20 protein-coding genes and 4 tRNA genes are annotated in these 21,850 nt (G+C 40.4%); 1 reads left to right on the forward strand and 23 read right to left on the reverse strand.

Features of this window, described 5'->3' with window-relative positions; translation table 11 throughout:
• Positions 1 to 247: 247 nt before the first annotated feature.
• The 23 genes from ACFX4X_RS22595 to ACFX4X_RS22705 all read right to left on the reverse strand — a co-directional run bounded on the left by ACFX4X_RS22595 (position 248) and on the right by ACFX4X_RS22705 (position 20,694).
• Positions 248 to 409, reverse strand: a complete 162-nt coding sequence (locus tag ACFX4X_RS22595) for a CxxH/CxxC protein (protein ID WP_089363709.1) — start codon at positions 407 to 409, stop codon at positions 248 to 250.
• A gap of 173 nt (positions 410 to 582) precedes the next feature.
• Positions 583 to 1,794, reverse strand: a complete 1,212-nt coding sequence (locus tag ACFX4X_RS22600; RefSeq protein WP_377386685.1) for a S1C family serine protease — start codon at positions 1,792 to 1,794, stop codon at positions 583 to 585.
• 269 nt (positions 1,795 to 2,063) lie between these two features.
• Entirely contained in the window at positions 2,064 to 2,858 is a 795-nt protein-coding gene (locus tag ACFX4X_RS22605) for an MBL fold metallo-hydrolase (protein ID WP_089363707.1), read from the reverse strand.
• 6 nt (positions 2,859 to 2,864) lie between these two features.
• Positions 2,865 to 3,659, reverse strand: a complete 795-nt coding sequence (locus tag ACFX4X_RS22610; protein ID WP_377386689.1) for a two-component system regulatory protein YycI — start codon at positions 3,657 to 3,659, stop codon at positions 2,865 to 2,867.
• A complete protein-coding gene (locus ACFX4X_RS22615) occupies positions 3,646 to 4,980 on the reverse strand; it encodes a YycH family regulatory protein (RefSeq protein WP_377386692.1) in 1,335 nt (444 codons plus the stop codon). The genes ACFX4X_RS22610 and ACFX4X_RS22615 overlap by 14 nt, the downstream gene beginning before the upstream one ends.
• Positions 4,977 to 6,809 carry a cell wall metabolism sensor histidine kinase WalK gene (walK, locus tag ACFX4X_RS22620; RefSeq protein WP_377386695.1) on the reverse strand — a complete coding sequence of 611 codons (1,833 nt, stop codon included), beginning with the start codon at positions 6,807 to 6,809 and terminating at the stop codon, positions 4,977 to 4,979. The genes ACFX4X_RS22615 and walK overlap by 4 nt, the downstream gene beginning before the upstream one ends.
• Before the next feature lie 5 nt (positions 6,810 to 6,814).
• The gene (gene yycF / locus ACFX4X_RS22625; protein ID WP_034316131.1) at positions 6,815 to 7,522 is read right to left on the reverse strand and encodes a response regulator YycF; all 708 of its coding nucleotides are present in this window, start codon (positions 7,520 to 7,522) and stop codon (positions 6,815 to 6,817) included.
• Between the two features lie 279 nt (positions 7,523 to 7,801).
• Positions 7,802 to 9,220, reverse strand: coding sequence for a peptidoglycan DD-metalloendopeptidase family protein (locus ACFX4X_RS22630; RefSeq protein ID WP_377386698.1), 1,419 nt, complete (start codon positions 9,218 to 9,220; stop codon positions 7,802 to 7,804).
• 411 nt (positions 9,221 to 9,631) lie between these two features.
• A tRNA-Phe gene (locus ACFX4X_RS22635) sits at positions 9,632 to 9,704 on the reverse strand.
• A gap of 31 nt (positions 9,705 to 9,735) precedes the next feature.
• A tRNA-Asp gene (locus tag ACFX4X_RS22640) sits at positions 9,736 to 9,811 on the reverse strand.
• 22 nt (positions 9,812 to 9,833) lie between these two features.
• Positions 9,834 to 9,905, reverse strand: a tRNA-Glu gene (locus ACFX4X_RS22645).
• Between the two features lie 8 nt (positions 9,906 to 9,913).
• Positions 9,914 to 9,989: transfer RNA gene (locus tag ACFX4X_RS22650), tRNA-Lys, on the reverse strand.
• A gap of 290 nt (positions 9,990 to 10,279) precedes the next feature.
• Positions 10,280 to 11,572 (reverse strand): adenylosuccinate synthase, encoded by a 1,293-nt coding sequence (locus tag ACFX4X_RS22655; protein WP_061465905.1) that lies wholly within the window; start codon positions 11,570 to 11,572, stop codon positions 10,280 to 10,282.
• A gap of 289 nt (positions 11,573 to 11,861) precedes the next feature.
• Entirely contained in the window at positions 11,862 to 13,226 is a 1,365-nt protein-coding gene (dnaB, locus tag ACFX4X_RS22660) for a replicative DNA helicase (protein ID WP_061465906.1), read from the reverse strand.
• Between the two features lie 141 nt (positions 13,227 to 13,367).
• The gene (gene rplI, locus ACFX4X_RS22665) at positions 13,368 to 13,817 is read right to left on the reverse strand and encodes a 50S ribosomal protein L9 (protein ID WP_061465907.1); all 450 of its coding nucleotides are present in this window, start codon (positions 13,815 to 13,817) and stop codon (positions 13,368 to 13,370) included.
• Positions 13,814 to 15,784 (reverse strand): DHH family phosphoesterase, encoded by a 1,971-nt coding sequence (locus ACFX4X_RS22670; RefSeq protein ID WP_061465908.1) that lies wholly within the window; start codon positions 15,782 to 15,784, stop codon positions 13,814 to 13,816. The genes rplI and ACFX4X_RS22670 overlap by 4 nt, the downstream gene beginning before the upstream one ends.
• Positions 15,785 to 15,822: 38 nt before the next feature.
• Positions 15,823 to 16,770, reverse strand: coding sequence for a YybS family protein (locus tag ACFX4X_RS22675; RefSeq protein ID WP_089363700.1), 948 nt, complete (start codon positions 16,768 to 16,770; stop codon positions 15,823 to 15,825).
• 235 nt (positions 16,771 to 17,005) lie between these two features.
• Complete coding sequence (rpsR, locus tag ACFX4X_RS22680) at positions 17,006 to 17,245, reverse strand: 30S ribosomal protein S18 (RefSeq protein ID WP_053348323.1); 240 nt, start codon at positions 17,243 to 17,245, stop codon at positions 17,006 to 17,008.
• A 47-nt stretch (positions 17,246 to 17,292) separates the two neighbouring features.
• A complete protein-coding gene (ssb, locus tag ACFX4X_RS22685; RefSeq protein ID WP_061465910.1) occupies positions 17,293 to 17,823 on the reverse strand; it encodes a single-stranded DNA-binding protein in 531 nt (176 codons plus the stop codon).
• A gap of 70 nt (positions 17,824 to 17,893) precedes the next feature.
• Positions 17,894 to 18,178: a 30S ribosomal protein S6 gene (rpsF, locus tag ACFX4X_RS22690; protein ID WP_034316153.1), complete on the reverse strand. Its 285-nt coding sequence runs from the start codon at positions 18,176 to 18,178 to the stop codon at positions 17,894 to 17,896.
• A 195-nt stretch (positions 18,179 to 18,373) separates the two neighbouring features.
• On the reverse strand, positions 18,374 to 19,474 hold the full coding sequence (gene ychF, locus ACFX4X_RS22695; RefSeq protein ID WP_289319276.1) for a redox-regulated ATPase YchF: 1,101 nt from the start codon (positions 19,472 to 19,474) through the stop codon (positions 18,374 to 18,376).
• A 165-nt stretch (positions 19,475 to 19,639) separates the two neighbouring features.
• The gene (locus tag ACFX4X_RS22700) at positions 19,640 to 19,837 is read right to left on the reverse strand and encodes a DUF951 domain-containing protein (RefSeq protein WP_061465912.1); all 198 of its coding nucleotides are present in this window, start codon (positions 19,835 to 19,837) and stop codon (positions 19,640 to 19,642) included.
• Between the two features lie 20 nt (positions 19,838 to 19,857).
• Positions 19,858 to 20,694 carry a mechanosensitive ion channel family protein gene (locus ACFX4X_RS22705; RefSeq protein ID WP_061465913.1) on the reverse strand — a complete coding sequence of 279 codons (837 nt, stop codon included), beginning with the start codon at positions 20,692 to 20,694 and terminating at the stop codon, positions 19,858 to 19,860.
• Between the two features lie 389 nt (positions 20,695 to 21,083).
• Here ACFX4X_RS22705 and yyaC point away from each other — a divergent pair, with 389 nt between their 5' ends.
• Positions 21,084 to 21,719, forward strand: coding sequence for a spore protease YyaC (gene yyaC / locus ACFX4X_RS22710; RefSeq protein WP_061465914.1), 636 nt, complete (start codon positions 21,084 to 21,086; stop codon positions 21,717 to 21,719).
• Positions 21,720 to 21,850: the final 131 nt, after the last annotated feature.

Raw genomic sequence — 21,850 nt, forward strand, 5'->3', positions numbered from 1 at the left:
TTATTTTTAATGTTCATCGTGAAAATGTGGATGGTCCTATGTTCAGCTTCGATAAGGATTATAATTGATTTTCCCAAAGGTCCACTTTCCTAAATGGCCATTATAGTGTATACAAAAATGCTTTTATCAACAATAATTCTACCCTCCAGTTCATTCTTCGGAAAATGTTAAGAACAGGTTACAAACATGTTATCCACAATAGTTATCCACATATCCACAAAATCTATCCACATCTTGTATGGGAATATTAGTTCCCTACTAGATATATTGCCACGTTTCGACAATATTCACAGGTTGTTGATAACTGTTTTTCTTCAGAAACCAGCGTTAAAACAGGATATGTTTCACATTCGTATACCACTTCATCCAGCGCCATGTCCACGTGTTCCTGACAGCAATATAATTTCATCTTTCATTCCTCCTTTCTCACTCATTACTCCAAGTACTTATTCCCAATTATCCACAAGTTACGTGAAATCTCTAATTTCAGTATATATCCACAGGTAATCGTAACAAAAAATAAGAAAATCACAAGGAAAGATAAAAGACAGGAAGCAATGACTGCCCCCTGTCCTTTCCGTTTTAGATTTCGCTGCTTGAAAGCTTGACTTCCGTAGTTTCTTTCTTTCCGTCACGGTAATAAATGATTTTAACTTTATCACCGATTTTCTTATCAATGTAAAGGTATTTCCTTAATTCCACGACGTCATGGATTTTTTCATTATCCATTCCCACAATGACGTCAAATTCCTTCAATCCTGCTCTAGATGCAGGAGAGTTGCTTTGAACGCCTGTTATTGCAACACCCGCAGTAACTTTCCTTGGCAACTTTAATGTATTTTTCTGATGGTATTGGGAAATTTCCTTTACGGATGTTAAGTTCACACCCAAGTATGCACGTTTCACTTCACCAAATTCCTCAATATCATTAATAATTGGAATAACTGAATCAATTGGAATGGAAAGACCGATTCCTTCCACCGCATTTTCTGCTATCTTCATGGAATTTATTCCGATGACCTGCCCTGACATATTAACGAGTGCTCCTCCGCTGTTGCCTGGGTTAATCGCCGCATCGGTCTGGATGACCTCTGCATTCCAATCGACTTGTCCGTCCTCATTGATATCCACGTCTATCGTACGCTCCAAACCGGAGATGATCCCTTGTGTGACTGATCCGGAGAATTGGAGGCCTAATGGGTTACCGATGGCAATCACGGGCTCACCTGGTTTCAATTTGCTGGATTTTCCGAATTCAGCAATGGTTTTGATTTTATCACCATTCACGACAATGACCGCTAAATCGGTCCATGGGTCACTACCTTGTAGTTTAGCTGGCAATTTAGTGCCATCACTTAATGTCACTTCCAATTCATTAGCGCCTTCAATGACGTGGTTATTCGTGACAATATAGGCCTTGCCCCCGTCTTTTTTATAGACGACACCAGAACCAGTGCCAGCTTCGGCTGAACTGTCCTCGGCGTTGCCCCCTTGATCCCAGAAGTTCGTTTTCTGAATGTTAGAGATGCCGACCACTGCGTCGCTGGCCTTATCTACAGCATTGGTGACGGCACTTGTTACATCTACAGTAAGGTTTTCCTGGGACTGCTTAGTGGGCTCACTCCCCGTTGATTTTTCCGTTGTAGTTTCGTTATTTAACAGTCCACTTCCCGGAAAAAATAATAAAATAAGTAAAGCCCCAATGATGGCGCCTCCCAAGCCAGCTAAAAAATAGCTCGTATTGCTCTTTTTCCGTTTATTTTGGTTCTCATCATTCTGATCATAATAACCCAAGACCGTTCCATCCTCTCATTTTAGGAATGAATTATAGCAATTCTATTGTTTGGTATCCTCCCTCAATTATACTCATTTACCGAAAATTTTCTAAAAAAATGTATGCTTTTATTTAAAGGGAAATTTAAAATTGACCAGGTTCAGCCATTTTCTTTTTCCTATACAGTTCTAACCAAATGATACCCCTTTTAATCCGAATAGTAACTTATGAATCGAAATTTTAAAAATAAAAAGGAATGAACAAGGTATCCCTCATCCATTCCTTTTATTTATAACGTAACAAGTTCCGTTGGTCTTTTCGGATCAGTATCATATAAGGAGAATTGATCACCAACGATGATCCCCTTTGTTTTTAAGGTCTGTTCTACCGACATTCTTGCTAGATCCTTCATATTGTTATCAAGACTTAAGTGAGCCAAATAAATCCGCTTGGTCTTATCACCGGCCACTTCACTCATTGCAAGGGCTGCATCTTCATTACAAACATGACCAACATCACTTAAAATCCGGCGCTTAATGCTCCATGGATATTTTCCCATCCTCAACATGGACACATCATGGTTACTTTCGAATACATATGCATCGGCATTCGAGATGATTCCTTTCATCCGATCACTTACATACCCTGTATCAGTGATGACCACTAGTTTTTTGTCTTCATGATGAAAGGCGTAAAACATCGGCTCTGCCGCATCATGAGAAACACCAAAAGATTCTATATTAAGACTGCCGAACGTTTTGACCTGTTCCATTTCAAATGTGAATTTTTGTTCGGTTGCAATTTCACCGATTGATCGTTCCATGGCATTCCATGTCTTTGCATTCGCATAGATCGGGAGTTTATGTTTTCTGGCAACCACGCCCAGACCTTTAATATGGTCGCTGTGTTCATGGGTAACAAGGATACCGGATAACTTCGACATATCACGGCCTATATCCTGAAACAATGCTTCCAAAGCCTTACCGCTTAAGCCGGCATCGACAAGGAAAGATTGATCCTCCGTTTCCACGAATAAGGCATTTCCTGTACTCCCGCTTGCGAGAACACTAAAATGCATAGTCATCTATACTCACTCCAGTATTTTTTCTTCTGTATTTAATTCAATGACCTCTCCATCAATAGCATTCACGAAGAGATCCGTTTTGTCATTAAGGACCACCCACCATGTTGGCACAAGTAAATGTGATACAGATGTCGTCTGCAGCGAATTATAAAAACCTAGTTTTACATTCGTGACTTTGCTTTTGGGATCAATATCACCATTATCATATAAAGCTCCAATAGCAGTTAAAGCAGGTATCAATTCCTTGGGTTTATTGAATTTTTTAATCCCCTCTAAATACATCTGTTCATAGGAGACGATTTCACCCTTTTTGTTCAGATATAAAGTGACCTTGCCCTTACTATTGTTATAAAACATCTTTTTATCTTCCACTTGATAGCAGATGATGGTCTGACTGATTTTATCATAGCTCCAAAAGCGATAGTCAGCTCCATTTAATATATACTCCTTCAGGAATATATCAAGGTCTGCAGCATGAATTTCCGCCTTCATGCTAACCGGTGTTTTGAATGTACCTACGAGCTTCTTATCATCGATGATTTTTGCTTTTTGATTTTTCAGGTCCTGTATATCTTTCTTCTCGAAAGTCTTGCTTTGGGCAATCAGGAATTGATCCAACTTTTGTTTCGGAAGTGGGGTTTCTATTGAAATCTCATCTTCTTTCAAGAGTTCATCTATTGAAGACTCCGTGAAATTTTCTATTTGGTTGTCATTAATCTTTTCCAGGAATTGATAAAGAAGAAAAATATTCAAAATGAAAAAGACCATGATGAAAATTGACTTTGTATTATTCCAATCCACTTTGATCGCCTCCCGTATCTCCAGGCACAATAAACCATTTATCGCCGATACGATAATACCAAGTGGGTTCAAGTGTAACTAGTGTGACAAGTTTGGAATCCAGGGATTTATGCAGTTTATAGCCAATCGAGATGTCCTCCACGCTCTTAAAGTCGATATTATCTTTAGATTTCAACTGATTCAAGACTTCTCTACCACTTGGTAAAGTCTCTACCGATTCTTCTGATGGGAGGACTGAGGCAAGTGAAAAGTACGGGCGCTCGTAGCTATATATTTCTTCTTTCCCCCAAATTTGCTCGATTTCAGTCATTCCGGATTCATTGAAGGCCGGATAACCATTTACGAATAAGCGGAATACCACTCGTTGCTCATTCTCCGACATATAAGCAAAGCGATAATTATTATCTTCCCAACCAGCATGATCATTGATGAAATCAATGCTCTTTTGCAGAAGGTCACCGGAACTGTCAAATAACTTGCTCTTCTTTTGTGCCGGATTGATATAAGAAATTAGGTAATTCTCTTTATTGATCGTCATCAGTCTTGTTCCATCCGTGTATTCCTCACCGACCGAAACGGGTTCCTGGCGTACATACTTCGGATCATTAAATAACGCATTTTTTAGATTTCCAATATCCAAATTGTCGATATAATATTGAAGTCTGTTGACCTCAATGGATTTTTCCGGAACGAACAACGTCCTTTTGCTGTTTATGGTTTCGGCCGTGTATTCAGGGTGCTTACTGTAAGAACCCGTATAAAAATCATCCATGAAATCTCTTAGTCTTTTAGAGTCGACCATACCTTGATAGATCTTCTCTTGATCGTAAGAAACAAAATAAACGGCAGATTCATTACCGCTGATATCCTTTTGTTTAATGATGATCCGATCAAATGAAAAGGGAGGCACGTCCTTATCCGTAATATTCAATACCGTTTTATAGAGGGAAATGGGCACATCATCGGAAAATTCGATTTCAATCGACCCATCTTCATGAACAAAGTCATCAAATTTCCTTTGCAGCCTTTTTACGGATATCTCTTTTACGCCGGTAAAACTCCATTGCGAAAATTCTTTTTCCATTTTATTTATTTCCACCGGATCGGAAGTCTGGAAATGTCGCCCATTGCCATGAAAAAGGATACTTACTGGTTTAACTACATCACTAACAATCTGGACATCGCTTTTAATCTTTATATAATTCGATCGGTCACCAAATTTATCATATTCAGGCTCATACGTCCAAATGCTCCAAGTCAAAAAAATGCTTGTCCCAACCAAAATAATCAGTATGATACTTTTTGCACGTTCAAAATTCATGACCAATCATCCTCTTCTTCCTGTTCGTAAGGAAGTGTAAAGAACACCGTAGTTCCTTTTCCATCCACACTTTCCGCCCATATTTTCCCGCCATGCGCCACGACCATTTCTTTTGCGATCGCTAAACCCAGCCCGGTCCCGCCCAAATTCCGCGACCTTGCTTTATCCACACGGTAGAAGCGGTCGAATATTTTATCAATGACGTTTTTCGGGATGCCCACTCCTTGATCTGTAATGCTCACAACGATAAAGCCATCCGAAGCCCTGACGCGGAAAGTCACTTGACCCCCTTCAGGTGAGTACTTCAACGAGTTGGAGATTACATTATAGAGAACCTGGGTGATTTTATCTTCATCAATATCCACAAAATAAGCTTCCTTAGGCAAATCACGCTTAAACGTGATGTCATCATTTTTCGTCATTTCAAAACGATCGATGATATGGTCATAGAATTTATTGAAATTCACCCAGCCCGTTTTAAGCCTGTAATCTTTACTATCCATTTTCGAAAGCTGTAACAGATCATTAACAAGCCTGATCATTCGCTCCGTTTCATTTTGGGTCACACTTAAAAAGGATGGAGCGATTTCCTCGTCCTTCCAAGCACCTTCAGCCAATGCTTCCAGGTAACTTCTCATCGTCGTTAGCGGAGTTCGCAGTTCATGTGATACGTTGGCAACAAATTCCCTGCGTTCGCCCTCGATTTTTTCCTGCTCTGTTATATCATGCAAAACAGTAATCAAACCATTAACGAATCCCGTTTCCTTTTGAATGACCGAAAAGTTCCCCCTCAAAATGAAAGGCCGATTTTTTTTGCTGTAATCAAGGATGACGGACTCTCGCTCTTCCAGTAAATCCTCAAATTTAAACTCTTCTTCAAGACCCAAAACCTCGATGATCGGTTGGTTCATGACGGTTTCACGCGAAACATTCAATAATTGTGCCGCCGGTTCATTAATCAAGTTCACCCGACCGCGCCTATCAGTTGATATTACACCGTCCGTCATATTGGAGAGGACGGATGAAAGCTTACGGCGCTCTCCTTCTGTGCTTGATTGCGACTCTTGAAGCTTTTTAGTCAAATTATTGAAAGTGACGGCAAGCTGGCCAATTTCATCATCGCCATATACCCTTACTTTTCTTGAGAAATTCCCTTTCGCCATCACCAAGGCCTGTTTTCTCATATCCGACATGGGTCGAGTGATCGTTCGTGCGAGCAGGATCCCCAAGATGGCCGTAATGACCAAGGCGATGGCCGTACCCGTCATGAAAATACCATTGATTTCATCCATCTGTTCAAAGACATTCTCCATCTCTGCTATTACATAGACGGCGCCAATGACCTCCCCATTTGCTTCAATGGGTGTCGAAAGAACCCAGAGCCGCCTGCCGGATTTCTGATCTCGAAATACTTCACTTTCTTCTTTTCCATTAATCAGCGTATTTTTAATAAGGACTTCCGTTGTCTTCTTCCCTACAATATCCTGGTTACTTAGGGCTGAAGTTCCAATCACACGCCTGCTGCGAGTGTCAATGACACGTACTTCCGAAATATCATTCGAAGAATTATCCGGGTCTTTCAATATCATAGCAATCGCTTCTTCGAGGGTTGGATCTTCCTCTCCCCTCTCTTTTTCCATTTCTTCACCAATACTGTAGGTAAGCAGGTTAACGTGACCTTTTATTGATTTCGTGAAGTTCCCGACAAGATTTTCTTCCAATTCCCCAACAAAATATACCCCGATTATCTGCATCGCTACAAAAATGAGCAACACATAAATCAGAACAAATTTAAAATGGATTGAGCGAAAAAAACCAACCTTTTTCATAAGAACTACTCCTGTTCAGGGTTACGCAGGTAATAACCGACCCCTCTTCTAGTTACAATCCAACCAGGATGGCTTGGATTGTCTTCAATCTTCTCACGAAGACGTCTGACCGTTACATCGACTGTCCGTACATCACCAAAATAATCATAGCCCCACACGGTTTGTAATAAGTGCTCCCTTGTCATGACCTGACCGATATGCTTCGCTAAGTAATGAAGCAATTCAAATTCGCGATGAGTTAATTCAATCGTATCGCCCCGTTTGGATACCACATAGGCATCCGGATGGATGGTGAGCGTTCCTATCGTAATTTCCTTCGGTTCATTTTCTTGATCTGGGACCGGGACCGCTTGCTGACGTCTTAAGTTCGCCTTAACGCGGGCAATTATTTCCCGGGTACTAAATGGCTTTGTGACATAGTCATCCGCACCAAGCTCTAAACCTAAGACTTTATCTATCTCTGAATCCTTAGCCGTTAACATGATGATTGGCGTTTCATACTTCTTCCTTACTTCCCTGCAAACTTCCATCCCATCGCGCTGCGGTAGCATGATATCAAGTAAAATCAAATCAGGTTGCCGTTCTTCTACCATTTTGAGGGCTTCATTGCCATCATAAGCACAAAAAACTTCATAGCCTTCCTTTTTTAGATTGAATTGTAATATATCGGCAATTGGCTTTTCATCATCCACTACCAGAATCTTCTTATCCATGTGCTTATCTCCTTTTTAATAACTAAACTGAATCTATTAAAAACCGTGTCCTTATCCGGGACTTTATTCACTTTTCCTTCTGCATGCACCAATCTAGCATCCCAGTTCAACAAATTTATATATATATACCCAATAAAAGGGACTGAACACTGGAATGAAAGCGAATTGTATCTATTCTACTTTATCATTTTATAGGCATTAAATCACCTTTTTCCTATTATTCTCATCTATCTGTGAAGCAGAAGGAGTCTTCGAATATTTTTCGAAGACTCCCATCGATTACTGGCTTATATAGTTTAGCGGATTTACAAGAGAACCGTTTTTATATATTTCAAAATGGAGGTGGACACCTGTGGAGTGCCCTGTTGAACCCATCATGCCAATTTTCATGCCCTTCTCAATCTTTTGTCCGGCTTTTACATTTATTGAATCCAAATGGGCATATACTGTCTTATACCCGTTATTATGATTGATCGTTATCTTATTTCCATACCCTCCGGAGTTTCCAGCAGTTTCGATTATCCCATGATCCGCTGCCGTTATGGTCCTGGTGGTTGGCCGGGCAATATCGATACCTTTATGAAGTTTCCCCCAGCGCTGCCCCTGCTTGCTGGAAATATAGCCCCCATCTGCAGGCCATGAATATGTACCGCTCCCCTGTGAAGGAACGACCTTCGTGCCTTTTCTAGTGATTTCCATTTTGGCTTTTTCCGTGTTTTCTTTTTTTACGATCGTTTCACTGATTTTCTTACCATTTGTTTCAAATACTGCATATGTGAACGCCTGAACCCCCTCATTGCCAATTTGTTCAGTAATGAGTTCACCCTTGGGAAGTTCGTCATCCTCCTTCACTTTCTTTTCGAAAGGAATCCTCTCTTCCTTTAATACTTCTCTTTCCACCATTACGTTCACATAGGGCGTAAGCTGGGTCACATAGAGATGCTCGCCCTTTTTAAGCCCTTTGCCCTCATCCTGTCCTGGATTTAGCTCTAACAGTTGATCCAGGTCCATATCGTGCTGATTGGCAATTGCTTCAAGATCCTCATCTTCCCTAGCCTCATAAAGCGTCTTTTCTTTCTTTCCTTCTTCTATCATGGAAATGGTATCATCGACGGTCTTGATTTCAGCTGGATCGATCATTGATTCTTTAAACGTAACGGGAAGTGAAAACTTGATGTCCAGAATTCTACTTCCTGGTTCTTTTAATGGTTTTGCACCCGTTTCGTTTCCTTTTTTACCTGTTTCATATTCAGCGTATTCCTCTTCATTTACATATAATAACTTGATTTTTTCCAAAACGTCCTCAGCATCATCCCTTGACGCAACATAAGCGACCGCCTGATTATCTATGTCGATTTCATACGCCTTTGCTTTCACATTGAGCTTTTCTTGAATACCCTTTACAGCCTGATCTTCTTTTACTTCTTCACCAAATACCTCTTCAGGTACATATGACAGCTGCGACTCCCTATCGAATGTATAGTCTGGATAATCTCTCTGTGCTGCTTTTACCTTATCGGCTACGATCTCCTCTATTTCCGTTTCATCCGTTACACTTCCGACGAACTCATCATTAAGATAAACATGCTGAATGGTGGCAGTTTTCGATATCCCTGCGGCCGTCGCCATATTTCCAGCAAGCAATAAAATGACCGAAACCATCAACAGGATGATCCCCTTACCTTTTGAGCTAAACATATATTGTCCTCCTTAACGGCTCAGTCACCAATTAAGAAACTAATCAAATTTATTTTGAGATTTATTAGTCCAATTTAAATATCCACTTGCATATGACTGATTTCTATTATGATTTTTCACTCATAACTCTACCATAATAAAAAAAAAAACAAGAAACAGTCGTGATAATGTAATAGAACTGTATAAATGGTGACAACAAGTACCAATAAATATGCTAATGAGGAAGATTCGATACATTTCGAAATAAGGAGTGGACGTAAGCCCCGTAAGGATAAAAGCGGTTTATATGTCGACTTGGGTGAAATTGGTATGTTACAAATCGTTAACAATTCATTAACAAGATTTCATTTATAATACATCTGGATGTAAAACAAAAAAAACGCCCTAAAGGAAAGGCGTTTTTAAAAAGGATGGCTCAGGACGGAATCGAACCGCCGACACAAGGATTTTCAGTCCTTTGCTCTACCGACTGAGCTACTGAGCCAAATATTCTATTTTAGAACAAAAAAATAAAATGGCGGTCCCGACGGGAATCGAACCCGCGATCTCCTGCGTGACAGGCAGGCATGTTAACCGCTACACCACGGGACCAGTAAAGAATTATATAAAGAAGTGACCCATACGGGATTCGAACCCGTGTTACCGCCGTGAAAGGGCGGTGTCTTAACCGCTTGACCAATGGGCCGAAAAAAATGGTGAGCCATGAAGGATTCGAACCTTCGACCCTCTGATTAAAAGTCAGATGCTCTACCAACTGAGCTAATGGCTCGTTCTAATGAAATGTAACTTTTCAGGATGTTTCACGTCTCAATGCAGCTACTCGCTTGATGTTGTTAATGCTTGTACTATTGTGACGACGCTTTTGATAATATCATGGTTATCATAGTTTAGGCAATAGTTTTTTTGAAATAAAATTATTTTTTTTTATCTTTTTCCTTTTTCCTACTGTTTCAATCCATTCTTCCAATATCCCAGGTCTCTCGATTGTGACATCAGAATGCAGTGATTGATTCCAATAATGAAGAAGAGCCGGCTAAAAAGCCAGCTCCATTTCATCAATTACGCTAGACGCCAAGGGCTTCTCACGATATTTGTTTGGTTACGGTCAGGACCGACAGAGAAAGTAGTCAAAGGAATGCCTACCAATTGAGATACGCGCTCTACATAGTGGCGAGCGTTCTCTGGAAGCTCATCCAATGATTTGCATCCTGTGATGTCTTCTGACCAGCCTGATAGCTCTTCATAAACTGGTTTACATTCGCCAATCGCTTTTAATGTTGCTGGAACCTCATGAATGATTTCGCCTTTGTATTCATAAGCTACACAAATTTTGACCGTATCAAGACCTGATAACACGTCAATCGAGTTCAATGATAAATCGGTAATCCCGCTGACACGGCGTGCATGGCGAACGACAACTGCATCAAACCAGCCGACACGGCGCGGCCTGCCTGTAGTTGTACCATATTCACGGCCAACTTCACGGATTTGGTTACCGACTTCATCATGCAATTCTGTAGGGAAAGGACCATCGCCCACACGGCTTGTATATGCTTTACATACTCCAACCACATGATTGATTTTTGTAGGACCTACGCCAGAACCGATCGTAACGCCACCTGCAACAGGATTAGATGAAGTGACGAATGGGTATGTTCCTTGATCGATATCAAGCATCACGCCTTGTGCCCCTTCGAATAATACCCGTTTTCCTTCATCAAGTGCGTCATTCAATACAACGGATGTATCACAAACATATTTCTGCACTTGTTGTCCGTACTCATAGTATTCATCCATGATATCTTCGATTTTGAAACCTTCCGTTTCATAGAAGCGTTCAAACATACGGTTTTTTTCGACAAGATTTTGAGCCAATTTTTCCTCGAAAATTTCACGGTCCAAAAGATCTGCCATGCGGATTCCGTTACGAGCAGCTTTGTCCATATAAGCAGGGCCGATTCCTTTTTTTGTCGTTCCAATTTTATTAGCGCCTTTACGGTCTTCTTCGACTTCATCCAATTTGATATGGTAAGGAAGAATGACATGTGCACGGTTAGAGATACGAAGATTATCCGTACTCACTCCATGACTATGTAAATAAGCAAGCTCCTCTACAAGAGCTTTTGGATCAACCACCATACCATTTCCAATGACACAAATTTTATCACTATAAAAAATCCCTGACGGAATTAAATGCAGTTTATAGGTAACGCCATTAAATTTTATTGTATGCCCTGCATTATTCCCACCTTGATAACGAGCGATGGCTTCCGCATTCTGGGATAGAAAATCTGTTATTTTACCTTTACCTTCGTCTCCCCATTGTGTACCGACTACTACAACTGATGACATCTGAATAAAGCACCTCCAAAGGTTCACGTAATACCGATTATTTACCGGTTCTTATCAAACAAACCTATTTTATCAATAATCCAAAGTGGAAGTCAATACAAAATCCGAACGTTACACATTTCAAAAAATACTTCGTTCGTAAATATGAAAAAAATTCTTTCCGTTTTCAAAATTGGTTTTGGATTGTCAATCCTTATTCTGCCCTTTGATTTCTTTTATTATTATCACCGATCCCTTTCTTTTTCCAAAATAAAAACAGCCCGCCATTGCATGAATGGCAGGCAGTTCCCTATGCGCCGGGAGACATCGAATCATCATCGAAGCGCCGTTCGAGGTTAACGAATTTATTATATTCTTTCACGAATGCAAGCGAAACCGTGCCTACTGGACCATTACGCTGTTTCGCTATAATGATTTCAATGATATTTTTATTCTCGGATTCTTTATCATAATAATCATCACGGTATAAGAATGCGACGATATCGGCATCTTGCTCGATACTCCCGGATTCCCTGATATCAGACATCATCGGACGCTTATCCTGGCGCTGCTCCACTCCCCGCGATAGCTGGGAAAGGGCTATGACGGGCACTTTAAGTTCACGAGCGAGCGCTTTAAGTGAACGTGAAATCTCGGATACCTCTTGCTGACGGTTGTCGCCTGAACGACCATCGCCTTGAATTAACTGCAGGTAATCGATCAATATCATGCCAAGCCCATGTTCCTGCTTCAAACGACGGCATTTCGAACGAATTTCACCAATCCTCACACCTGGCGTATCATCGATATAAATGCCGGCATTCGACAAGCTTCCCATCGCCATCGTCAATTTACGCCAATCCTCATCCGTTAAGGAACCTGTCCGTAAATTCTGAGCGTTGATATTTCCTTCAGCACAGAGCATACGCATAACGAGCTGCTCTGCACCCATTTCAAGACTGAAAATCGCTACATTCTCCTCCGTTTTGGTCGCAACGTTTTGAGCGATATTCAATGCAAAAGCGGTTTTACCAACCGAAGGACGGGCACCCACTATGATGAGGTCATTACGTTGGAACCCTGCTGTCATTCGATCCAGTTCAGCAAACCCTGTCGGTATTCCCGTGACATCCCCTTTTCGGGTAGTCAAAATTTCTATGTTATCGTACGTCGCAACCAATACATCCTTAATATTTTGAAAAGACCCGGAATTCTTACGCTGGGCCACTTCCATGATCGTTTTTTCTGCTTCCCCGAGCAGCTCCTCGACCTCGTCCTCGCGACTGTAGCCTTCCTGAGCAATGTTGGTCGCTGTCCTGATCAAACGACGCAGCAATGACTTCTCCTCGACGATGCGAGCATAATATTCAATATTGGCCGCGGTAGGTACCGATCCGGCCAATTCACTTAAATAAGAAACTCCGCCAACCTCTTCAAGGTTTTTTGTCGCAGCCAATTCCTCTGTCACCGTAATCAAATCGACAGCTTTTCCTTCGTCATTCAAATTAAGCATCACATTAAAGATTTTTTGATGAGAGCTTCTGTAAAAATCCTCCGGAATCAAAACTTCCGATGTAACGGTCAATGAAGAGGGCTCAAGAAAAATGGCTCCTAGCACAGCCTGTTCGGCTTCTATATTTTGAGGGGGAATCCTATCCTGAAATTGTTCTATCATATCTTAAAACCTCCCATTCTAAGAGGATACCATTTATATGTTTCTAGTAAAAAAGAAAAAAAGTGAAAGGACAACATGCCCAATCACATTTTTCGTCTATCTCTATTTTATCAATTTTTCACAGATATGAAACAGCTAAAATTAGTTAATTTCTTTCACATGCACAGTCAGTGTCGCAGTGACTTCAGGGTGAAGCTTGACTGGAAGCTTTGTATGCCCTAAAGTGCGGATGCCTTCAGCAAGCTCCATTTTACGTTTATCAACCTTGATACCGTGTTTTTTCTGAAGCTCCGATGCAATTTGTTTAGTCGTGATGGAACCGAATAAACGCCCGCCCTCACCGGCTTTGGCAGATAGTTCAACCGTTAGTTTCTCCAGCTGCACTTTCAATTCTTCAGCATGCTGCAGTTCTTCTGCTGCAAGTGATTCTTCTTTATTTTTCTGGGCTTCCAATGTTTTTACATTTGTATTATTTGCTTCAACGGCCAATCCTTGTTTTAGCAGGAAATTATGTGCATAACCATCTGCAACATTTTTAACTTCCCCTTTTTTCCCTTTACCTTTTACGTCTTTCAGAAATATTACTTTCATTCTTTTTGTCCCCCTTCTAAATATTCATCTATAGCTGTTTTTAATCGACTTTCTGCTTCATCAATGGAGCATGCCTGTTGAGTAGCGGCATTTGTTAAATGTCCGCCTCCATTTAACATTTCCATGATCACCTGTACATTGATATCACCAAGCGATCGCGCACTTATGCCTACTGTATCATCAGATCGCTTAGCCATTACAAAGGAAGCAACAACGCCATCCATGGTCAATAGGGTGTCCGCAGCCTGAGCAATGAGCACCTGATTGTGGACCTGATCGGTTTTTGCCGAGGCAATTGCAATTCCCTTTTTATAAAAGATAACTTCTTCAATGAGCTTCGACCGTTTAATATAGGTGTCAACGTCTTCTTTTAAGAACTTCTGGACAAGTACCGTATCAGCTCCATGTGCCCTTAGATAAGAGGCTGCATCGAAAGTACGTGAACCTGTTCTTAAAGTGAAGCTTTTCGTATCGACAATGATACCTGCAAGTAGCGCCGTTGATTCCAGCATATCTATCTTACTGCGTTTCGGCTGATATTCAAGCAGTTCGGTCACAAGTTCTGCTGTTGAAGACGCATATGGCTCCATATAGACGAGCAATGAGTTTTTGATGAACTCCTCACCCCGGCGATGATGGTCGATGACTACAACCTTATCGATCCTATTCAATAACCGCTCTTCAATTACCATAGAAGGTTTATGTGTATCGACCACAACCAGCAATGTCTCATCCGTAATCATTTCAAGAGCATCATCAGGAGTTATAAACCGGGCATAAAGCTCTTCTTTATTTTTGATTTCCTCCATTAAACGAAGTACACTGCTATCAAGCTGCTGGGTGTTAATTACAATATAGCCTTCACGTTCATTCATTTGGGCAACTTTCAAAATGCCGATGGCTGAACCGATTGCGTCCATATCCGGGTTTTTATGGCCCATGACAATGACTTTATCACTATCAAGGACTATATCCTTCAATGCATGGGAAATCACACGTGCACGGACCCTCGTGCGTTTTTCCATCGGATTGGTTTTACCGCCATAGAATTTCACTTTTCCATTCGCTTGCTTGATGGCTACCTGGTCACCGCCCCGTCCTAAAGCGAGATCCAAGCTGGACTGTGCAAGTGTACCTAGTTCCGGTAAGGATGACACTGCCGAGCCGACCCCGATGCTCAAGGTCAATGGTACATTTTGCTTGGCCGTCGTTTCCCTGATTTCATCCAAAATCGAGAATTTTCCCTTCTCAAGTTGCTGAAGGATATGCTCATTAAAGACAGCGATGAATCGCTCCGAGGAAACCCGTTTAAAGAAAACGCCATTATCCCTTGCCCATTTATCAAGAAGTGAGGTAACCAAGCTATTAATGCTGCTTTTACGCTGATCATCCATACCCTGTGTCAAATCATCATAGTTATCAAGGAGAATGATCGCAATTGCCGTTCGCTCATCTTCATATAGTTTCTCGATTTCCACTTGCTCCGTCACATCAAAAAAGTAAAGAAGCCTTTCCTCTCGCTTATGGACCACTTTGAATTTCCGATCGTGGAGCGTAATTGTCTCTGTCTCGATCTCTTGCTTAATTAACGGAACGATCGAGTCCGCAACATCGTATAGCGATCTTCCTGCCAAGGAGTCTTCACTAAAACACGAAGCCAGGAATGGATTGGTCCATTCAATGTAATAATCCTCATTAAAGAGCATGATCCCAATTGGCATTTCCAATAACGCTTCCTCACCGACCTTTTTTAAACGGTAAGATAAAGTCGTTATATACTCTTCTGTCTTACGTTGCTTTTTTTCTACCATTCTTAATGTTAAATAAAATAAACCAGCAAGAATCAATAAACCAACAAGTGCAATAACCCAATTATAATAAGCCAGTACGCCCAAAAGTAACACGCCCGCGGCCAGCATCCCATACACTGGGGACTTAATCGAGTATTCTTTCAAATAAGATGGCATAGTTTCAGCTCCTAAAAGCATCTGTTTTACAAAAAAGTCTATTCCTTTTTCTTGATCGTCTCCCTAAAAGGAAATCCTAAATCTATTATACCTAAAAATCGTACGGCCGTTGTAATAATCGGAATCGGCAGCAGCAAAGAAAAAACCACGATTAAAACAGGTATGGCTTTAGCCCATGACTTCACATGAGCGATATAAAATATCAGGGAATATCCTTGTAATAAAATGAAGAACTGCAGGATGAAAAATAGGTTCGATATGGCCATATATACAAAACTATTCTTGTCCGTATTCACAAAAAGAGCAAGAAGCATCGTAATTAAATAATACCATAAAAGGCTTTTCGGGAGTCGAAGATCTCGAAAATGAGGCCATTTTAGCGTCTTATCGCTGAACCTCTTCACAATGGGATGTGCAGCAAAGAAAATCAATAAAACCATGCTGACTGATATCAACACGAACAAACTTGGCATCAGCGTGTTTATCATGTCGATTGATTCATACATCTGCTTTTTGACTTGTTCCGTCGGTGCCTGTCCTAAAGAATCCATGATGTCGATTGTTTTTTTTATAGATCCTTCAGCCATATTCATCGATTCTTCTATGTAATTAACATCCGTTATTAACACTGAAGCTGCATATATTAATAAAATTCCTCCCAGGAAGACAAGGACTGCACTTATGAACATAGGTGCCATCGGTTTGTCCTTTTTCAAAAAATAGCCGATCGCAATTCCCGTTGCCCCCATAAGTAAGGTAAGCGGGACAGACAATATCGTCCCGATGAGGATCGACAATAGTGAAGCAATGAATAGGTAACCGAGGCTCCACGATAACTTTTGTTTGATTGTGACCAGTATGAATGGAATGGGTAAAAAGAAAGTAGTGAAGATACCCACTAGCGGGACTTGAATGGTGATGAACAGTAAAATGCAATATAGTGCCAAAAGGGCTCCACCCTCCGCAATTCGTCTCCCGTTATTCATTTTTTCACCCCCCGTTAATATTAAAATTAATGTCTTATCTTCATATTGTATCCGTTACAGCCAGGATATTTCAAACATCACATTCTTTTTTAGGATATGATTATTTTTTGTAAGGAAAACATCTTTTTAAATTCTTTTTAAAAATAAAAAAACCGCAATTCAGCGGTTTTTCAGCATAAGATCCTAACTTATAAAAAAAGGCACATTAAGGAAAACTCCTCAATGTGCCAATTTATTATTCACCAGATACATATGGAAGTAATGCCATAGTACGTGAGCGTTTAATAGCAATCGTTAATTTACGTTGATATTTAGCGCTTGTGCCAGTTACACGACGTGGTAAAATTTTACCGCGTTCTGAGACGAATTTTTTAAGAAGATCTGTATCTTTGTAATCAATTTTAGTGATTCCGTTAGATGTGAAATAACAAACCTTTTTACGCTTACCGCGTCCTTTACGTCCACCCATTGCCATAATAAATTTCCCTCCCTGCTTTTTAAATTTTCATTTTAAACGGCTGTTTAAAACGGAAGATCGTCATCTGAAATGTCGATTGTTTTACCGTCATTTGCAAATGGATCATCATCTACACGAGTGTAGTTGTTATTGCTCCGTTGATTCTGATTAGGATTTTGTCCATACGAATTGTTGTCATTTCCGTTATTATTGTTACCATAACTTTTTTGACCTCCACCGTAAGAACCGCCTTCATTTCTTTCACCCGCTGAACTGCTTCGTGGTTCAAGGAATTGAACGCTCTCAGCCAGAATCTCCGTCACATATACGCGTTTGCCGTCTTGTCCTTCATAATTACGTGTTTGGACACGTCCATCCACGCCAGCTAAACTGCCCTTTTTCAAGAAGTTAGCTACATTTTCTGCCGGTTTACGCCAAACTACACAGTTAATGAAATCCGCTTCACGTTCACCTTGCTGATTCGTAAAACCACGATTCACAGCTAAAGTAAAGGTAGCTACGGGAACTCCATTAGGTGTATATCGCAATTCAGGATCTTTAGTTAAGCGTCCTACCAAAACTACGCGATTCATCATCAGAATCAACCCCTAGGTTTCAAACTTGTTTCACGTGAAACAAGATTAGAATTTATATTAAAATATTGGATTAGACTTCTTCTCTAGTAGCCATGTGGCGAATAATGTCTTCACTGATTTTAGCAAGACGATCGAATTCTTGAATCGCAGCACTTTCAGCGTTAACTTTAAGAAGCATGTAGTAACCATCACGGAAATCATTGATTTCGTATGCAAGACGGCGTTTACCCCATTCTTTTGCTTCTACTTCCGCACCATTATCAGAAAGGATTGTGTTGAAACGTTCAACTAAAGCTTTTTTAGCTTCTTCCTCAATGTTTGGACGGATGATATACATAATTTCGTATTTTCTCATCACTGTCACCTCCTTTTGGTCTAAGCGGCCCAATTGGGCAAGGAGCAATTATTTATAATTACTCACAAGATAAAATTATAGCATAGTTAAAGTGGCTTTGCAACGAACGGATCGACTTATTACAATTAATTGAAATCTAATGATTAGAGGCTCAAAAAAAGACCCTACATTGGGAAAATGCAGGGTCTTTATATCTTAAACGTTGAAACGGAAATGGATTACATCGCCATCGTTAACGATGTACTCTTTTCCTTCTAATCGAACTTTTCCTGCTTCTTTTGCAGCACTATGACTGCCCGCTTCAAGCAAATCGGTATAAGAAACGATTTCGGCACGGATGAAACCACGTTCGAAGTCCGTATGAATGACACCTGCACATTGAGGGGCTTTCATACCTTTTCGGAATGTCCATGCACGCACTTCCTGTACACCAGCTGTAAAGTATGTTGCCAATCCGAGCAGATTATATGAAGCACGGATCAACTGGTCAAGACCCGACTCTTCGATGCCAAGTTCAGATAGGAACATTTCCTTTTCTTCACCTTCAAGCTCTGCAATTTCTTCTTCGATTTTGGCACAAATTACGATTACTTCTGCATTTTCCTTCGCTGCATATTCACGAACTTGCTGAACATATTCATTCTCGTCAGCATTAGCCACTTCATCTTCGCTCACGTTCGCCACATAAAGAGTCGGCTTCGCCGTAAGCAAGTGCATGCCCTTCACCATTTTTTGCTGTTCTTCGGTAAATTCAACTGAACGGGCGGGCCTTTCATTCTCCAATGCTTCTTTTAAAGCCACAAGAATTTCATGTTCAGCCACTGCGCCTTTATCCTTTTGCTTGGCCATTTTTCCGACACGGTCGATGCGTTTATCAACGGATTCCAAATCGGCCAGGATCAATTCAAGGTTGATGACTTCGATATCATCGATTGGATTTACTTTTCCAGAAACATGAGTAATGTTATCGTCTGCGAAACAACGGACAACCTGACAAATTGCATCCACTTGACGGATATGGGAAAGGAATTTATTACCGAGACCTTCTCCTTTACTGGCCCCTTTTACAATTCCGGCGATATCCGTGAATTCAAATGCTGTCGGAACCGTTTTTTTTGGTTTAACCAATTCTGTCAATTTTTGCAGACGGTGATCTGGCACTTCAACAATCCCGACATTTGGGTCAATCGTACAGAAAGGATAGTTGGCAGATTCCGCACCTGCCTGAGTAATTGCATTAAATAAAGTGGATTTACCTACGTTAGGCAAACCTACTATACCAGCTGTTAAAGCCATTTATATTTCACTCCTTCAAGATAATTCGTACATATGGGAAAAAGTCTGATTTTCTATAAAAACCATCCAATTACCTAAACCTTTCCCAATTATAGATTTCGCTTCCTAAAAAGACAAGTAAATCATGAGAAACTCAGGACTGCCTTCACTCAAAAAAAAGCATGATCACTCCTCATGCTTTTGTAGAACTTTTTTCATTTTCTTCGCGAATTCACGTCGAGGCAGCATTACGCTATGACCGCAGCCTTCACATTTTATCCGGATATCCATACCAAGTCGAATGATTTTCCACTTATTTACTCCACAGGGATGTGGTTTTTTCATTTCCACAATATCCTTAAGCGCAAACTCTTTTTCTTCCATAACCATGAGCCCCCTAATTCCTATGACTCGCTGCCATTGTACGTAGATTTAATCCCACTTAAATCAAGCGCAGCACTTATTTCTTTTCTTAATATTCTACTCATTTCGACATGATGCATCGGTTTTGTTTCAGCAGTGACCCGAAAGACAACTTCATCAGGACTTATCGCTTCAATTCCTAAAAATTCAGGTGCTTTGACCAAGAAGTCATATTTGCCTTCCATATTATTCAAGGTTTGAATGAGTACCCTCTCAGCAAGTTCTACTGATCCATCATTAGGTATAGCTACATCCACAACAGCCTTACTATTTAATATAGAATAATTTGTAACTTGAACAATACTACCATTAGGTATGAGGTGCAATTCTCCTGAGCTACTTTTAATCTTTGTTGTACGAAGCCCAATTTCGAGAACTTCACCCTCAAATGTATTAATTTTAATATAGTCCCCAACCGAGAAGTGATCTTCAAAAATCACAAAGAATCCTGTGATAATATCTTTTACCAAACTTTGAGCACCGAACCCAACTGCCAAACCAAGTATCCCCGCTCCAGCCAGCAAAGCCTTTACATCAAATCCGAAAATTTCAAGAATCATTACCAAGGCAATAAAATTAATAACATAAGTGACTATATTTTCCAGCAACTTAATGAGTGTCGTTTCTCTGCGCTCTGAAACGCGAATTGGACTTCTTAAGCGAACCGCGAAAAATTTACTTATGACCGTCTTTCCTATTCTAATAATAATACGTGATAACAGGAGAACAAGGAAGATTTTAATGATTCCTTCCCCTAATAGTAACCATAATTTTTCATCCATTACCTCTTTTGTAACGTTATCATAAATGCGTTCCATCTTTTCCTCCTGGCTAATCCAAAATTCTGCAAAACTTTTATATTTTCTCTATGACTTTACCATTCCGACTTATTCCTCTACCCCTCATGCTGTGAGATAACCCGAATAGGAGAAGTTTCTCTATTTTATCAATAAATAAGGGTTTCTGTACAAAAAAAATATGGGTATATAGGTAAAAGAAATAGAAGTTTTTTCCGAGTTAATCCAGTATTTTTTTACTAGAATGTATAAATGAAAGCAATTGGTAGAGGAAGAAAAGTCAATCCATTTCCCCTTCACCTGTTTGCAAGTTCTACAAAAATTTCCCTCATCCGTTACGTTAAATACCGTATATTTTTTCCTTTTTATCCGTATACTGTAATACCAAGTAAAGTAAAGGAGTTGAGCCGATGAATCTGAATTCTAGTCTATTTAATAATAATAAAAATAGATTGAGCCGCATCCTGCATGAAGATACGGATGCATCCAAACAAATTTCCCAGGAATTAATCAACCTTCTACCAACTGGAAAGCTTCAAACAATCGTCATCGTCTGTATAGGCACAGACCGTTCTACAGGCGATTCCCTCGGACCACTTGTCGGCACTCTGCTAAGTGAAAAAGCTGAAAACAGTTCTTCATCGTTCCATGTTTATGGTACTTTAGATGACCCTATACATGCGATGAATTTATCGGAAAAATTAAATGAAATAAAAAAGATTCATACCAATCCATTTATAGTCGGAATCGATGCTTGCTTAGGGAAGATGAAAAGCGTCGGTATTGTCCAAATCGGTCAAGGACCAGTGAAACCAGGTGCTGGGGTCAATAAAGATCTTCCTTCCGTTGGAAATGCCCATATAACAGGAATCGTGAATGTAAGTGGCTTCATGGAGTTCATGGTCTTGCAAAACACTCGTCTTAATCTTGTGCTAAAAATGGCCAAAACCATCGCCGAGGGGATTTATGAAGCACAAAATCATTATCCAGTAAAACCTTCCATCACTCCTTTCACATTGTCATTCAAGCAAGAAAAGACCCTTTGATCGGTTTTGCTGATCAAAAAAATGAAGGAAGGGATTATTCCCTTCCTTCTTTTATTTAGGCTGTTTTCACATACTTTGTTGCTATTTACCAGGTAGTGAGTTGTGGTTGATTTCCCCTCCAGATGCTCGCT

The sequence above is a fragment of the Peribacillus sp. YIM B13481 genome, assembly GCF_042787985.1.
Lineage (GTDB): Bacteria > Bacillota > Bacilli > Bacillales > DSM-1321 > Peribacillus > Peribacillus simplex_A.